The 15197-nt window shown below is 70.9% G+C and carries 12 protein-coding genes; 5 read left to right on the forward strand and 7 right to left on the reverse strand.

From position 1 onward, the window contains the following. The first annotated feature begins 67 nt into the window (after positions 1 to 67). Positions 68 to 1189, forward strand: coding sequence for an LCP family protein (locus ACQEUX_RS23405; protein WP_433052189.1), 1122 nt, complete (start codon positions 68 to 70; stop codon positions 1187 to 1189). A 6-nt stretch (positions 1190 to 1195) separates the two neighbouring features. Here ACQEUX_RS23405 and ACQEUX_RS23410 read toward each other — a convergent pair whose 3' ends face one another. After that, complete coding sequence (locus ACQEUX_RS23410) at positions 1196 to 2653, reverse strand: M1 family metallopeptidase (RefSeq protein ID WP_433052192.1); 1458 nt, start codon at positions 2651 to 2653, stop codon at positions 1196 to 1198. A 113-nt stretch (positions 2654 to 2766) separates the two neighbouring features. Beyond that, a complete protein-coding gene (locus ACQEUX_RS23415; RefSeq protein ID WP_433052195.1) occupies positions 2767 to 4188 on the reverse strand; it encodes a M1 family metallopeptidase in 1422 nt (473 codons plus the stop codon). 325 nt (positions 4189 to 4513) lie between these two features. Here ACQEUX_RS23415 and ACQEUX_RS23420 point away from each other — a divergent pair, with 325 nt between their 5' ends. Next, positions 4514 to 5635, forward strand: coding sequence for a sugar phosphate isomerase/epimerase family protein (locus ACQEUX_RS23420; RefSeq protein ID WP_433052198.1), 1122 nt, complete (start codon positions 4514 to 4516; stop codon positions 5633 to 5635). Between the two features lie 71 nt (positions 5636 to 5706). On the opposite strand, the gene ACQEUX_RS23425 is transcribed toward ACQEUX_RS23420, so the two are convergent. Next, positions 5707 to 6825, reverse strand: a complete 1119-nt coding sequence (locus ACQEUX_RS23425; protein WP_433052201.1) for a GuaB3 family IMP dehydrogenase-related protein — start codon at positions 6823 to 6825, stop codon at positions 5707 to 5709. Between the two features lie 39 nt (positions 6826 to 6864). Next, positions 6865 to 8427: an IMP dehydrogenase gene (gene guaB / locus ACQEUX_RS23430; protein ID WP_433052204.1), complete on the reverse strand. Its 1563-nt coding sequence runs from the start codon at positions 8425 to 8427 to the stop codon at positions 6865 to 6867. Positions 8428 to 8611: 184 nt separating this feature from the next. Here guaB and ACQEUX_RS23435 point away from each other — a divergent pair, with 184 nt between their 5' ends. Next, on the forward strand, positions 8612 to 9031 hold the full coding sequence (locus ACQEUX_RS23435; RefSeq protein WP_433052207.1) for a DUF5319 domain-containing protein: 420 nt from the start codon (positions 8612 to 8614) through the stop codon (positions 9029 to 9031). A 21-nt stretch (positions 9032 to 9052) separates the two neighbouring features. Here ACQEUX_RS23435 and ACQEUX_RS23440 read toward each other — a convergent pair whose 3' ends face one another. Beyond that, a complete protein-coding gene (locus tag ACQEUX_RS23440) occupies positions 9053 to 9871 on the reverse strand; it encodes a response regulator transcription factor (protein WP_433052210.1) in 819 nt (272 codons plus the stop codon). A gap of 253 nt (positions 9872 to 10124) precedes the next feature. Between ACQEUX_RS23440 and ACQEUX_RS23445 the strand changes: the two genes are divergently transcribed. Continuing rightward, the gene (locus ACQEUX_RS23445) at positions 10125 to 10508 is read left to right on the forward strand and encodes a WhiB family transcriptional regulator (RefSeq protein ID WP_124822179.1); all 384 of its coding nucleotides are present in this window, start codon (positions 10125 to 10127) and stop codon (positions 10506 to 10508) included. Positions 10509 to 11050: 542 nt separating this feature from the next. Continuing rightward, positions 11051 to 11614 carry a hypothetical protein gene (locus tag ACQEUX_RS23450; RefSeq protein WP_433052214.1) on the forward strand — a complete coding sequence of 188 codons (564 nt, stop codon included), beginning with the start codon at positions 11051 to 11053 and terminating at the stop codon, positions 11612 to 11614. Positions 11615 to 11729: 115 nt separating this feature from the next. Here the strand turns inward: ACQEUX_RS23450 and ACQEUX_RS23455 are convergent, their stop codons facing one another. Beyond that, complete coding sequence (locus ACQEUX_RS23455; protein WP_433052217.1) at positions 11730 to 13385, reverse strand: molybdopterin-dependent oxidoreductase; 1656 nt, start codon at positions 13383 to 13385, stop codon at positions 11730 to 11732. Positions 13386 to 13510: 125 nt separating this feature from the next. Then, on the reverse strand, positions 13511 to 15151 hold the full coding sequence (gene groL / locus ACQEUX_RS23460; RefSeq protein ID WP_433052220.1) for a chaperonin GroEL: 1641 nt from the start codon (positions 15149 to 15151) through the stop codon (positions 13511 to 13513). Positions 15152 to 15197: the final 46 nt, after the last annotated feature.

Below are 15197 nucleotides of genomic sequence, written 5' to 3' on the forward strand. Positions count from 1 at the left end.
GTCTCCCGGCCGCAACCCGGAGCACCCGTCGGAGCGTTGTTCGGGAGACGGGTGGAAGGAATCCAAGATGATCCTCGGGTCGATGGCGCCCCGCCAACGGTGGCTGCTGCTGGGGTTGACGGCCCTCGCCGCCGTCGCGCTGATCGCGGCCGGCGCGGTGGTGATCACCCGGCTGACCGGTGACAGCAAGCCGAACCGTGGCACTCCGGTGGCCGGCTCACCGACCCCGTCCCCGGTCGGCACGCCCACCCCGAGCCCCAGCGGCCCACCGCCGGGCGCGGACATCACCGGCCCGCTCAACCTGCTGCTGGTCGGTGTGGACACCCGGGTCAGCGTGCCCGGGTGGGAGCCGCACGCCGACGCCGTGCTGGTGCTGCACGTACCCAGGGGGTTGGGCCGGGCGTACCTTTTCTCCCTCCCCCGTGACCTGCTGGTGGACATCCCGGCGTTCCCGAAGGCCGGCTACAAGGGTGGCAAGACCAAGCTCACCCACGCGATGAGCTACGGAAGCCGGGTGCCGGGCAAACCCAAGGAGCCGAGCACCGCCCAGGGGTACGAGCTGCTGCGCAGCACGGTCAGCGGATACACCGGGCTGCGCATCGACGCCGGCGCGGTGCTCACGTTCAACGGGTTCGACCGGCTGGTCAACGCCCTCGGCGGGGTGGACATCTACGTCGACCAGCGGGTCGCCTCGCTGCACCGCCGACCGGACGGCAAGCACCGGGAGAGCGCGCCCGGCGGATACAAGGGGCCGCAGCAGATCTACGAGAAGGGCACCCAGCACCTCAACGGCTGGCAGGCGCTGGACTACGCGCGGCAGCGCTACATCACCGGCGGTGACTACGCCCGACAGCGCCACCAGCAGCAGCTGATCCGGGCACTGACCCGCAAGATCCTGGACGAGGGCCTGGCCCGGCAACCGGAACGGGTCGACCAGGTGGTCGCCGCACTGGGCGACACCCTGATCTACGTGGGCGGACGCCGGATCGTCGACATCGCGTACGCCCTGAGCGGGGTGCCGGAGAACCGGTTCGTGCTGGTGGGCCTGCCCGGTGCCGGCGTCGGCAAGGGCAGCGCCTACCGCGGCGAACAGCTCACCAGCGTCGGCCGGCAGTTCGTCACCGAACTCCGCGCCGGCCGCGCCGATGCCTACCTGGCAGCCCACCCCACCCTGGTCGTCAAGAACTGACCCCGGTCAGAGCCGCTTGGGCAGGGCGGGCTTCTTGGTGCCGTAGAGCCAGGCGTCGAAGACCGCGTCGAGTTGCTTGCCGGAGATGCGCTCGGCGAGGGCCACGAACTCGGCCGTGGTGCCGGTGCTGTTGCGCTTCTCCGCCGCCCAGGTCTTGACGATCTCGAAGAACGCCTTGTCGCCCACGGAGACCCGCAGGGCGTGCAGGGTCATACCACCGCGCTGGTAGACCGACTCGCTGAACAGCTCCTTCGCACCCGGCTTGCCCGGCGGCGTCTTCCACACCTGGGCGGGCACCCGGGCGTACCGGATGTCGAACGCCTGCTTGGCGGTGTACTCCTTGGTGTGCTCGGCCCAGAGCCACTCCGCGTACGTCGCGAAGCCCTCGTTGAGCCAGATGTCCTCCCACTTGGCCAGCGCGACGCTGTCACCGAACCACTGGTGCGCCAGCTCGTGGGCGACCACCTCGGTGTTCTCGCCCTGGCGGAAGAAGCCGGCGGAGTAGACCGGGCGGCTCTGGGTCTCCAGGGCGTAGGAGATGCGGCTGTCGGAGACCACCACGCCGCCGTACGCGTCGAACGGGTACGGCCCGAACACGGTCTCCAGGTAGTCGGCCACCTTGACGGTCTGCGCGATCGACGTGTCCGCGGCGCCCTTGGCCACGTTGGTGGTGACCGCGCTGTACACCGGGCGGCCCCTGTGCTCGCCGGTGGTGATCCGGAACTTGCCGATCACCAGCGTGCTCAGGTAGCTGGCCATCGGCGACGTCTCCGACCACTTCCAGGTGGTCCAGCCACCCGTGCTGGCCTTGCCGCCGGGAACGCCGTTGCTGACCGCGGTGAGACCGTCTGGAACCGTGATCTCGAAGTCGTACGCCGCCTTGTCGGACGGGTGGTCGTTGACCGGGAACCAGGTGCTCGCCGACTCGGGCTGACCCAGCGCGATGGCACCGTCGGAGGTGTGCAGGAACCCGCCCTCGCCGAGCGTCTCGTTCTTCAGCGGCTTCGGCACCCCCGCGTAGGTGACCTCGGCGACGAACCCGTTGCCGTTGATCAGGCCGGAGGCCGGCTTGATCACCAACTCGTTCCGCTCCCGGCTGTGCGTTGCCGGTGCGCCGTCCACGGTGACCGCGCTGACGGTCAGGCCGGCCAGGTCGAGGTTGAACGTCGACAGGTCGGCGGTCGCGGTGGCCTGCACGGTGGTCGTGCCGGTGAGCTGGTCCTTCGCCGGGTCGTAGCGCACCTTCACGGTGTACCGCCCGACGTCGTAGCCGCCGTTGCCGTAGCTCGGGAAGTAGGCGTCGCCGACCCCCGCCGCCCCTGCGGTGAACGTCCGCGACGGTGTGGGGGACACGCTCGGTGCCGGCGCCGCGTCCGGGCCCGTCGAGTCGCATCCGGACAGTGCGAGTGCCCCGGTCACCAGCAGACCGGCACCCATCCGCAGTCTGTGCCGCGTCACCCGCATCCCACACCCTTCCCCGTACGGTGGCGGTGGCGGCGTACGCCGCTCCGCGCCAACGGGGGGGCGCTCCCCGCCGTTCGCAGGCCGGAGCATATCGACCGACGAACACGGTGCCGTCACGGCAGTGTGGGTGCCGACCCGCCCACCAACCAGGCGTCGAAGAACGGGCGCAGCTGTCGACCCGCCACCCGCTCGGCCAGCGCGACGAGGTCAGCGGTGGTTCCGTTACCCGCCGCCCGCTCGGTGGTCCAGGTACGCAGGATGCGGAAGAACGTGTCGTCTCCGACGGTCCGGCGCAGCGCGTGCACGGCGAGCGCTCCGCGCTTGTAGACAGCCGTGCCGAACATCCGCTCCCGGCCCGGCTCGACCGACGGCTGCGACCAGTCCGTCGCCGCGTACTGGAGATCGAAGTTGCGCTGCGCGGTGCGTCCGCCGTCGTGCTCCTCCCACAGCCACTCCGCATAGCTGGCGAAGCCCTCGTTGAGCCAGATGTCGCTCCACCGGGTCAACGACACGCTGTCACCGAACCACTGGTGGGCCAGCTCGTGGGCGACGACGCCGGGGTTCGGCTGGTCCTCGGCGAAAAAGGCGGGGCCGTAGACCGGGCGGGACTGGGTTTCCAGCGCGTACCCGATCCGGTCGTCGGCGACCACGATCCCGCCGTACGAGTCGAACGGATACGGACCGAAGCGGCTGGCCAGGAAGTCGACAATCTCGCCGGTGCGGGCCAGTGAGCTGGCCGCGCCGCCGGTCGCCGGCAGGCTCGCCGCCACCGCGGTGACCATCGGCCGACCGGCGTGACTGCCACTCACCACCCGGTAGTCACCGATCACCAGCGTGCTCAGATAGCTGGCCATCGGGGCGCGCTCCGACCAGCGCCAGGTGGTCCAGCCGTCGGCGCTGCTCTTCGGCCCGGGCACCCCGTTGCTCAGTGCCGCCAGGCCGTCCGGGACGGTCACCGCCAGGTCGTAGCTGGCCTTGTCGGACGGGTGGTCGTTGACGGGGAACCAGGTGGCGGCCGACTCGGGTTGCCCGAGCGCGACCGCACCGTCGGCGGTGTGCAGGAAGCCGCCGCTGCCCAACGACCCGTCGGCGGAGGCGGGCACACCCGCGTAGTCGACCGTCACGGTGAACTGCCGACCGCGGGGCAGCCCGTCCCGGGGAGTCACCACGAGTTCGCCGTCGCCCCGGCGGTGGTCGGCCGGTGCGTCGCCCACGCTCACCGTGCCGACGTCCAGCCCGGCCAGGTCCAGATTGAACCGGGACAGGTCCTGGGTGGCCGTGGCCGTGATGCGAGCCCGACCGGTCAGCCGGTCGGTCGACGGGTCGTAGCGGACGTCCAGGCCGTAGTGCGTGACGTCGTAGCCACCGTTGCCGCGCCCCGGCACGTACGGGTCGCCGAGGTCGGCGGCGCCGGGCCGGAAGCCGTCGCTGTCGTCGCCCGTACAGCCGGCGGCAACCAGCGTGATCGCGCAGGTCAGCGCGATGGCGGTGGCGGCCAGGCGGCTTCCGGTGGACGTCCGTCCGGTCAGGACCATGCACACTCCTCCTGCGGCATCCCCAGTCAGGACGAGCGTAGTCAGCGCCACCGGACGTGCGGCCGGTATCGACGATCATCAGTTACTTTCGTTCAAACAAACAAAAGTTGCCGTCGATCGATACTTTCTTTCGGCTTAGACCGACGTTAGTGTCTGTCTCCAAGATGTAACGCGCTCGGAACATTCAAGCCGATCACGGCCGGGACGGCATCTGCCTCCCGCCCCCGACACGCGCAACGGGCGCTCGGCGGCGCCCCGCGACCGGACCTCGTCGCACCTCTGCTGATCGTCATCGACGGCAATCACCGTCGCGAAAGGTGGAACGATGCCAGACCACACCGCACCGAACACCTCCCCTGCCGGCCGGCTCAGCCGCCGCTCGCTGCTCGCCGCCTCAGCCGGCGCCGCCGCAGCGCTCGGCGCCGCAGGCCTGCCGGTCCTCGCCACCGGCACCCCCGCGCTCGCCCGCCCCAAGGACAAGAGCCGGAGCAAGCTTCGGGTCGAACCACTGATCCCGGCGAAGAACCGCGGCATCATCCTCTACAGCGTCCGGGACCGGATCACCGCCGCGCCCGACGACAGCGGAGTGCCGTACGGCTTCGAGCGCGTCCTCGCCCGGCTCGCCGAGATCGGCTACAAGGAGATCGAGTTCGCCGGCTACACCCAGAGCACCGAGATCCTCGGCCGGCAGATCACCCCCACCGAGATCCGCAAGATCCTCGACGACAACGGGCTGGTCGCCAACGGCACCCACGCCTCGATCCAGGCGGCCACCTTCCAACAGCAGCTGGACATCGCCGAGGAACTCGGCATGAAGAACATCGGCACCGGCAGCGACCCGACCAACAGCGCGTACAAGGCCGACTGGGACGCCGCCGCCGACACCTGGAACGAGCTGGGCCGGCAGGCCCAGGCCCGGGGCATGCGGCTCTACACGCACAACCACGACGTCGCGTACAGCTTCCTGCTCGACTCCGGGCCGCTGGACGCGCAGGGCCGACCCACCCGCTCGTCGGGCATCCGGCGACTGGAGTACTTCTTCGGCCAGACCGACCCCCGGTACGTCTTCTTCGAGTTCGACATCTACTGGGGTTACGTCGCCCGCTACAAGCACCAGAAGTACGTCGACCCGGCCGGCCACGAGAAGACCGACCTGTTCGACCCGATCCTCAACGTCGCCGACCGGACCACCCGGTTCCCGCTCTTCCACGCCAAGGACGGCGACCGGGACACCAGCGTGCCCAACGGCCACCAGATGACCCCGCTCGGCGAGGGCGACATCAACTTCCAGCAGTTCTTCCAGACCATCGGCGAGCGGGACTTCCACCACGCCAACTGGGAGATGGACACCGCCCCCGGCGGCACCGCCAACCGGGCCCAGTCGCTCGACTTCGCGGCCCTCAGCTACCGCAACATGTCCGACCTGACCATCTACCTCAAGAAGTGACCTTCGGTTGAACGCGACGAAGGCCGGCCCCGCGTCATCGCGGGACCGGCCTTCCGGCGTCTGGGCGACGGTCAGCGGTCGAGAACCAGACCGACCTTCTGGAACTCCTTCAGGTCGCGGTAGCCGCACTTGGCCATCGCCCGGCGCAGCCCGCCGAACAGGTTGAGCTGGCCGTCGGCCTCGTCCGCCGGGCCGAAGAGCAGCTGCTCCATCGACCCGAGCGGCTCACCGGCGACCTCGAAGGCACCCCGGGGCAGCGACGGGTGACTGGCCGCCGAGTGCCACCAGGCACCACCGGCCGGCGCCTCGTCGCAGAGCGACAGCGGCTCACCGAGCATCACCGCGTCCGCGCCGCAGCCGAGCGCCTTGGCGATGTCGCCCGAGGTCTGGATGTCACCGTCGGCGATCAGGTGCACGTACCGGCCGCCGGTCTCGTCGAGGTAGTCCCGGCGGGCGGCCGCGGCGTCGGCGATCGCGGTGGCCATCGGCACGCGGATGCCCAGCACCGACTCGGTGGTCGACCACTCGTCACCACCGATGCCCACGATCACACCGGCCGCGCCGGTGCGCATCAGGTGCAGCGCCGTCTTGTAGTCGGTGCAGCCGCCGACGATCACCGGCAGGTCGAGGTCGGCGATGAACTCCTTGAGGTTCAGCGGCTCGTCGGTGGTCGACACGTGCTCGGCCGAGACGATGGTGCCCTGGATGACCAGGATGTCCACCCCGGCGTCCAGGATCACCGGGGCCAGCGCCAGGGTGTGCTGCGGGGAGACCCGCACCGCCACCGTGCCACCCCCCGCGCGCAGCTCACGAACCCGCTCGGCGATCAGGTCCGGGCGGATCGGCTCGGCGTACACCTCCTGGAGCCGCTTGGTGGCGCGGGCGTCCTCATCGAGGCCGGCCAGCTCCTCCAGCACCTTGGTCGGATTCTCGTAGCGGGTCCAGAGCCCCTCGACGTTGAGCACGCCGAGGCCGCCGAGCTGACCGAGCCGGACGGCGGACGCCGGGCTCATGGTGGCGTCGGAGGGGTGGCCGACGCACGGAATGCCGAACGGGTACGCGTCGAGCTGCCAGGAGGTCGAGACGTCGTCGACGTCCCGCGTCCGGCGGCTCGGCACGATGGCGATGTCGTCCAGGTGGTAGCCGCGCTGCGCGGTCTTGCCCAGCCCGATCTCGACCACGTCACGCATGGGGACTCCAGTGTCTTCGGGGGAGGTGGGGGAGGTGGATCAGCGGGTGTGGTAGTTGGGCGCCTCGACGGTCATCTGGATGTCGTGCGGGTGGCTCTCCTTGAGCCCGGCCGCGGTGATCCGGATCAGCTGACCGCGCGCGTGGAGCTCGGGGATGCTCTCCGCGCCGGCGTAGCCCATCGCCAGCCGCAGCCCGCCGATCAGCTGGTGGGCGACCCGGGAGAGCGGGCCCCGGTAGGGAACCTGACCCTCGACGCCCTCCGGGACCAGCTTCTCGTCGTTGGTCACGTCCTGCTGGAAGTAGCGGTCCTTGGAGTACGACTTGGCCTGCCCACGGGACTGCATCGCGCCGAGCGAGCCCATGCCGCGGTACGCCTTGTACTGCTTGCCGTTGACGAAGATCAGCTCGCCGGGGCTCTCCTCGCAGCCGGCCAGCAGGCTGCCGAGCATCACCGTGTCGGCACCGGCGACGAGGGCCTTGGCGATGTCGCCCGAGTATTGGATGCCGCCGTCACCGATCACCGGCACGCCGGCCGGACGGGCGGCCCGAGCCGCCTCCATGATTGCCGTGATCTGCGGCACGCCGACCCCGGCGACGATCCGGGTGGTGCAGATCGCACCCGGGCCAACGCCGACCTTGACACCGTCGGCGCCCGCCTCGACCAGCGCCCGGGCGCCCGCGTACGTGGCGATGTTGCCGCCGACCACGTCGACGCTCACGTCCTTCTTGAGCCGGCGGACCATGTCCAGCACCGCCCGCTGGTGGCCGTGCGCGGTGTCCACGATCAGCACGTCCACGCCCGCGTCGACCAGGGCGCGGGCCCGCTTGTAGGCGTCCTCGCCGACACCGATCGCGGCGGCCACCCGGAGCCGACCCGCGTCGTCCTTGGTGGCGTCCGGGTACTGCTCGCTCTTGGTGAAGTCCTTGACGGTGATCAGCCCACGCAGCCGGCCCGAGCCGTCCACGATCGGCAGCTTCTCCACCTTGTGCTGGCGCAGCAGGGCCAGCGCCTCGTCCTTGCTCACCCCGACCGGGGCGGTGATCAGCGGGGCCTTGGTCATGATCTCGCGGACCGGGGTGGCCGGGTCGGAGACGAAGCGCATGTCCCGGTTGGTCACGATGCCGACCAGCTCACCGTCCCGGTCGACAACCGGCACACCGGAGATCCGGTAGCGACCGCAGAGCGCGTCGACGTCGCGGAGCGTGTCGTCCGGGCTGGCCGTCACCGGGTTGGTGATCATGCCGGACTCGGAGCGCTTGACCAGGTCGACCTGGAGCGCCTGGTCCTCCACCGAGAGGTTGCGGTGCAGCACGCCGATGCCGCCCTGGCGGGCCATCGCGATCGCCAGCCGCCCCTCGGTCACCGTGTCCATCGCGCTGGAGAGCAGCGGTACGGAGAGGGTGACGTTGCGGGTCAGCTGAGTGATGGTGTTCACCCGACTGGGCACCACGTCCGACTCGCCCGGCTGCAGCAGCACGTCGTCGAAGGTGAGGCCGAGCGGAACCACGCGGGCCGAGCCGGCGGGCAGCTCCGGCAGGTGGCCGCTCAGCTCGCCGTGGTCGGCCCCGGTCGAATGATCGGTGCTGGGCGAATTTTCCACGATTGCTCCCGTGAGCTGCTCGGATCGGCTTCAGCGAGGTGGCGCGGGTGGGCACCGGAGCGCGCCACGAACGGCGTGCCGTCTCATCGTACCCAGTGAGCTGGGCGGTCCCGTCCGTGGCGGGCCGGCCCGGCGCGAGGCCGGGGGGCGGACGTTCACCCCACGTTGGGTCTACGGTGAGGGGGTGCACGACGAGCCCATCGACCCGTTCAACGGCGACCCGGCCGATCCGACCGCGGGGCTGGACGACCCGGGCGACGACGCGACGCCGGATCCGCTGACCGACGTCGAGCGGCAGGACGTGCTGGAAGACCTCGCCGACCTGGAGATCTACCAGGCGCTGCTGGCCCCGATCGGGGTCCGCGGGCTGGTGATCGAATGCGAGGACTGCCGGGAGCCGCACTACTTCGACTGGGACCTGCTCCGGGGCAACCTGCGGCACCTGCTCAACTCGGGTCGGCCCCGGGTGCACGAGCCCGCCTACGACCCCGACCCGGACCACTACGTGACCTGGGACTACGCCCGCGGTTACGCGGACGGGGTGCACGACACCCTGACCGAAGGCACCGACGACGAGCCGGGCACGCCGACCGCCACGCAGTGACGGTGGCGCGCGACGCCCGCCTCAGGCGACCAGGCCGGCGCGGAAGCCAGCGGCCACCGCGTGCGCCCGGTCCCGGGCACCGAGCTTGCGGAACAACCGGCGGGCGTGCGTCTTGACGGTGTCCTCCGAGACGAACAACTCCCGGCCGATCTCCGCGTTGCTCTTCCCCTCCGCCATGCCGAGCAGCACCTGAAGCTCGCGCTCGGTGAGCCCGATCGACGCCCGGGCGGGCCGGGCGTTCGGGGCGGGCCGGGCCAGGTCGGCCTGATCGGCCGCCGACTCGCCGTTCGCCGACTCGGCCTCGTCTTCACCCCGCTGCACCGGCACCGACGGCACACCCGCCGGTCCCTCGCCGGGAGTGGTCGCCCAGCCGGGCTCGCCGGAACCACGCGGCGATGGCCCGGAGCGACCGGAACCGCCGACCGCCGCGGCGTCCCGGGCCGGGTCGGTGATCCGTTGCCGGGAGGCGCGACCGGGCGCGGTGAGCAGCAGCAGGGCCTTGGCCACCGCACTGGTCAGGTCGTGGTCGACGTTCTGGATGAGACCCCGGGCACCGGCGCTGATGGTGGCCGCCGCGGCCTCGGACTCCTCGGTGCCGAGCAGCAGCACCGCGGCCTGCGGCGCGCGGGCCAGCACTCGACGGACGAAGCCGGCGCTGTCCGGCCGGGTGAGGGCCGTGTCGGCCAGCACCACGTCGGCCGGTCGCTCGGCCAACCGCAGCATCACCTCAGGATCGGAGACGGCGGTACGAACGATCGCGGACAACCCCAGCCGCGCGGCAGCAGAAGCTAGGTGCTGGGCCGCGAGTGGTGTCCGAACGCACACAAGAACGGTACGCACTGTGGTCTCCTCTCCGCCAACGAGCAGACCATGAGCGGGTCGGCTGGGGAGGGGGTTCCCGGCAATCCTTCGAACTTTTCCGACAGATGGGGCAAAAGCCGCAGTTTCCAGGACGTTCTCGATCACGGATGTGTGAGTGGACGACAGGCCGGGTACCGGGAGGTCCAGGCCGGGAACGGTGCGCTTGCGCGGCCCGCCGCACGGATGCCGGCCACAAGGATTCTCGCGGAGCCGCGCGGGAGGAGGGGTGCTGATGTCGAACGTACGTAGACTGCCCGGACCCATCGTCGATCTCTGGGACTGGCAGCGGCTCGGTGCCTGCCGAGGGCGGGACAGCGCCCAGTTCTTCCACCCTGATGGCGAGCGTGGGTCCTCCCGGCTGCGTCGCGAGTCGGCCGCCAAGGCCGTCTGCCGCACCTGCCCGGTCCGGGCCGAGTGCGCCGCGCACGCGTTGTCCGTCCGCGAGCCGTACGGCGTGTGGGGCGGCTTCAGCGAGTCGGAGCGGCTGCGGCTGCTCGCCGTGGGCTGGGAGGACCTGGCGGACCGCCGGCACGCCCGGGTCGACGTCGCACGACTGGAGGCACGGCTCGGTCGCCCGCACAAGTCGACCGTCCCGGCCCAACGCAACGTCGCCTGACCCGACACGCCCTGAGATCCCGAACCGCGCCCCCCGACCGGGGGGCGCGGTTTCGTGCGCGCATGCGCAGACCGACGATCACAGCAGGGTCGGATATCGGGGTCTCAGGTCGTGCCGAATATCCCGGCATCAGCGACCTGGGCTGACGGCATGATGCCCGATGCCCGTTATCGGGTGATTTTCGGTGTGACCGGTGGCACCTGTGGCCTGGAATCATGGCCGGGCCGGGGTCGTTACACACCCTGACGATCGCAGCACCACCGCCCGCCCCCGGGTTGGAATGCCGGGGCCTCGTGCGGTCGTTACAGTCCCCACGAACGACCGCCCGGCCGCGCTGCCACTCGGCGCATGGGCCCGGGAATGACCCCCGACCCCCGGTCGTTACACACAGACCCGGCGCCATGAGCCCCCGCTCGTAGGCCGCCGCCCCCCCGAAGACTTTTCCCCTTGGATTTGATGCGCCCGGACGAGGTGCTCACCCTGCGATGCCGACCCCCTATCGGCGCGTGCGGGTGTCCTTACCCCCGAAGGAGCTAACCCCCATGAACACGATCATTCGTAAGAGCATGCTGTCCGTTGCTGGTCTCGCGTTCGCCGGTGGTGTGTTCGCCGGTCCGATCGCCGCCCACGCCGCGACCCCGGCGGTGGACGCCAAGCCGGTTGCGGTTGCGATGCAGTCGGCGCCGAAGCCGCAGGGCGAGCAGTCGCACATCACCCTCAACGACGAGCAGACCGCCAACGTCAAGGCGATCATCGCCGCCACGAAGAAGGCCGGGATGCCCGAGCGGGCCGCGGTGATCTCGATCGCGACGAGCCTGCAGGAGTCGAAGCTGGAGAACCTGGGCCACCTCGGCGACATGAACGACCACGACTCGCTGGGCCTGTTCCAGCAGCGCCCGTCCTCGGGTTGGGGTACGCCGGAACAGATCACCGACCCCGCCTACTCCACGACCGCGTTCCTCAAGGGTCTGAAGCAGGTCGACGGGTGGCAGGACATGCCCCTGACCGACGCCGCGCAGACCGTCCAGGTCTCCGCCTACCCGGACGCGTACGCCCAGTGGGAGCAGCAGGCCACCGACCTGGTCGCCCAGCACTGGAACAGCTGACCCACCGCACAACACCGAGCACGACACCGACTGGCCGGCACCCCACACCCGGGGTGCCGGCCAGCGGCATATCCGCACCGGCAGGAACGGCTCGGCGTCACCCGTGGGGCGCGGGTCAGCGGACGGTGACGGTGACCGTGTGCCAGCCGGTGGCGCCGTCCGGGGCGACGCCCTGCGTACGCTCGGTCTGGGTCTCGCCGGTCGCGTCCGTCGCCCGGACCTGGAGCCGGTGCTCGCCTGGCGTGGCGTCCCAGCGCCAGGACCACTGCACCCAGGTGTCCACGGACACGGTCGGGGCCAGTTCCGCCTGCTGCCACTCGCCTCCGTCGACGCGGACCTCGACTCGGCGGATGCCCCGGTGCTGCGCCCACGCCACGCCGGCGACGGTCACCGGCCCGGTGGTCAGCCGGTTGCGGCGCCGGGGCGTGTCGATCCGCGACTGGGTCTTGATCGGCCCCTGGGCGGACCAGCCGCGCGGCACCCAGTACGCGTCGAAGTCGGCGAACCGGGTCAGCTCCAGCTCGGTCACCCACTTGCACGCCGACACGTAGCCGTAGAGGCCGGGCACCACCATCCGGACCGGGAAGCCGTGCTCGACCGGCAGTGGCTCGCCGTTCATGCCGACCGCCAACAGGGCGTCCCGCCCGTCGCGGAGCGCGGCGGTGGGGGTGCCGCAGGTCCAGCCGTCGACCGACCGGCCGACGACCTGGTCGGCGTCCTCGTCCGGTTCGACCTCGTTCAGCAGTTCCCGCAGGGGTACGCCGAGCCAGCGGGCGTTGCCGATCAGGTCCCCACCCACCTCGTTGGAGACGCAGGCCAGCGTGACGTACCGCTCGACCAGCGGCCGGGCCAGCAGGTCGGCGTAGGTGTAGGTGCGCTCGGTACCGACCCGCCCGTGAATCCGCAGCCGCCAGGTGTCCGGGTCCACCTGCGGCACCACCAGCGCGGTGTCGATCCGGTAGAACCCGAAGTTCGAGGTGACGTAGGGCGCGAGTTGTGTCAGCGAGAGGTCCGCGCCCGCCGGCAGGGCCGGTGCGGGGGCAGCCGGCGCGGGCAGCCGGATCGCGTCCCGGGCGGCGGACACCCCGCGCCGGCCGGCCAGCCAGCGCCCGCCGAGACCGGCCACCACGGCGGTGCCGAGCAGGACCCCGCTGCCGGCGAGGAACCGCCGCCGCGACTCCGGGTCGACGTCCGGTGCCGGGCCACTCGACTCCGCCGTCACCGGCGGCTCGGCCGGGGTCACCGGCACCGGCAGCCCTTCCGGGGCCGACGATTCGGCCGCCGACACCGGGGGCGGCAAACCGGGGGGCGTGGGCGGGGACCAGGGCCAGGGGTCCAGCTCGAACGGGCCGGCGATGAACAGCCAGAGCACCAGGGCGCCGAGACCGGCGCCGACCAGCGACGGCAGCGCGTCGGCGGCGTCCGCACCGGAACGGGTGAGCGCTGCGGCCACGCCGATGGCGCCGAACGCGGCGATGCCGGCCAGCCCGAGTGCCAGCCGGCGGACCGCCAGCATGCCGAACAGCGCGGCGAACCCTCCGAGCAGCAGGGCCGTGCCGACCAACAGCGCGATCTTGTCGGCGGTGCCGAACAGGTCGATGGCGAACTGCTTCAGCGACTCGGGGACGGCGTCGACGACCACCCCGCCGACGGCGACCAGAGGTGCCGATCGGGGGCCGGTCAGCACTGCCACCGGTTCGGCGATCCCGATCGCGACGGCGGCGGCGGTCACTCCGGCCAGCGCGGCGTATCGCCGCGACGTGGTGCTCATCGGCCCAGTGTGCGCGATCATCTCGCCCGGTCGCCAACAACGTCAGCGTCCGGTAATGACTGGCAAGACGAGCCGGGGCACACCGCCGTACGACGGTGTGCCCCGGGACGGGTGTCGCTACCGGGTCAGAAGCCCGGGCCGTGCTGGTGGCCGTGACCGTGGCCGTGGCCGCCGGCGGCGGCCGGCTCGGCCTGCTCCGGCTTCTCCACCACGAGGCTCTCCGTGGTGAGCAGCAGACCGGCGATCGAGGCGGCGTTGGTGACCGCGTTGCGGGTCACCTTCACCGGGTCGATGATGCCGGCCTTGACCAGGTCGACGTACTCGCCCTTGGCAGCGTCGAGGCCGTTGCCCCACTGCAGGTCGGCGACCTTCTGGGTCACGACGTAGCCGTCGTGACCGGCGTTCTGCGCGATCCAGCGCAGCGGCTCGACGAGCGACTTGCGCACGACCGAGACGCCGACCTTCTCGTCACCGGTGAAGCCGAGGTCGTCGTCGAGCACCGAGAGGATCTGCACCAGCGCGGCGCCGCCGCCGGGCACGGTGCCCTCCTCGACCGCAGCCTTGGTCGCCGCGATGGCGTCCTCGATGCGGTGCTTGCGCTCCTTCATCTCGACCTCGGTCGCCGCACCAGCCTTGATCACGGCGATGCCACCGGAGAGCTTCGCCAGCCGCTCGGCCAGCTTCTCCCGGTCCCAGTCGGAGTCGGAGGCCTCGATCTCCTTACGGATCTGGGACACCCGGTCGGCGACATCGGCCTTCTGGCCACCGCCGTCGACGATCGTGGTGTTCTCCTTGTCGACCACGATGCGCCGAGCGGTGCCGAGCACCTCCAGGCCAACCTGGTCGAGCTTGTAGCCCAGCTCCGGGGCGACCAGCTCGGCGCCCGTGGAGATCGCGATGTCCTGCAGGAGCGCCTTGCGCCGGTCACCGAAGCCCGGGGCCTTGACCGCGCAGACCTTGAGGGTCTTGCGCAGCGAGTTGACCACCAGGGTGGAGAGCGCCTGGCCCTCCACGTCCTCAGCGATGATCAGCAGGGGCTTGCTGTTCTGCAGGACCTTCTCCAGCAGCGGCAGCAGCTCCTCGATCGCCGAGATCTTCTGGGTGGTGACCAGGATGTACGCGTCCTCAAGGACGGACTCCTGACCCTCCAGGTCGGTGACGAAGTTCGGCGAGATGAAGCCCTTGTCGAACTGGAGACCCTCGGTCACGTCCAGCTCGGTGGTGAGCATCGAGCCCTCCTCGACGGTGATGACACCGTCGCGGCCGACCCGCTCCATCGCCTCGGCGATCAGATCGCCGATCGTGGCGTCCTGCGCGGAGATCGTCGCCACGTTCGCGATCGACTCCTTGCTGGTGACCTCCTCGGCACGGCCGAGCAACGCCTCGGAGACCTTGGCGGCCGCCGCGTCGATGCCCCGCTTGATGCCGGCCGGGTTGGTCCCGGCGGTCACGTTGCGCAGACCCTCGCGAACCATCGCCTGGGCCAGCACGGTCGCGGTGGTGGTCCCGTCGCCGGCGACGTCGTTGGTCTTGGTCGCCACCTCCTTGACCAGCTGCGCGCCAAGGTTCTCGTACGGGTTGGTGAGCTCGATCTCCTTGGCGATGGTCACACCATCGTTGGTGATCGTCGGCGCACCGAATTTCTTGTCCAGAACGACGTTGCGCCCGCGCGGGCCGAGGGTGACCTTGACCGCGTCCGCGAGGGCGTTGACACCGTGCTCCAGCAGGTGCCGGGCGTCGTCCGAGAAGCTCAGGATCTTCGCCATTAATGTCCCTTCGAAGCGCCATTGCCCCGGCCCGGCGAGCCGGACC

Origin of the sequence: Micromonospora sp. CA-259024, assembly GCF_050936255.1 — a bacterium.
Classification (GTDB): domain Bacteria; phylum Actinomycetota; class Actinomycetes; order Mycobacteriales; family Micromonosporaceae; genus Micromonospora.

What these genes read in the sequence shown, in the direction of transcription:
- ACQEUX_RS23420 (WP_433052198.1), top strand. Translation starts at nt 4,514, where the DNA reads ATGCCAGACCACACCGCACCGAACACCTCCCCTGCCGGCCGGCTCAGC.
- ACQEUX_RS23450 (WP_433052214.1), top strand. Translation starts at nt 11,051, where the DNA reads ATGAACACGATCATTCGTAAGAGCATGCTGTCCGTTGCTGGTCTCGCG.
- ACQEUX_RS23405 (WP_433052189.1), top strand. Translation starts at nt 68, where the DNA reads ATGATCCTCGGGTCGATGGCGCCCCGCCAACGGTGGCTGCTGCTGGGG.
- groL (WP_433052220.1), bottom strand. Translation starts at nt 15,151, where the DNA reads ATGGCGAAGATCCTGAGCTTCTCGGACGACGCCCGGCACCTGCTGGAG.
- ACQEUX_RS23415 (WP_433052195.1), bottom strand. Translation starts at nt 4,188, where the DNA reads ATGGTCCTGACCGGACGGACGTCCACCGGAAGCCGCCTGGCCGCCACC.
- ACQEUX_RS23410 (WP_433052192.1), bottom strand. Translation starts at nt 2,653, where the DNA reads ATGCGGGTGACGCGGCACAGACTGCGGATGGGTGCCGGTCTGCTGGTG.
- ACQEUX_RS23425 (WP_433052201.1), bottom strand. Translation starts at nt 6,825, where the DNA reads ATGCGTGACGTGGTCGAGATCGGGCTGGGCAAGACCGCGCAGCGCGGC.
- ACQEUX_RS23445 (WP_124822179.1), top strand. Translation starts at nt 10,125, where the DNA reads ATGTCGAACGTACGTAGACTGCCCGGACCCATCGTCGATCTCTGGGAC.
- ACQEUX_RS23455 (WP_433052217.1), bottom strand. Translation starts at nt 13,385, where the DNA reads ATGAGCACCACGTCGCGGCGATACGCCGCGCTGGCCGGAGTGACCGCC.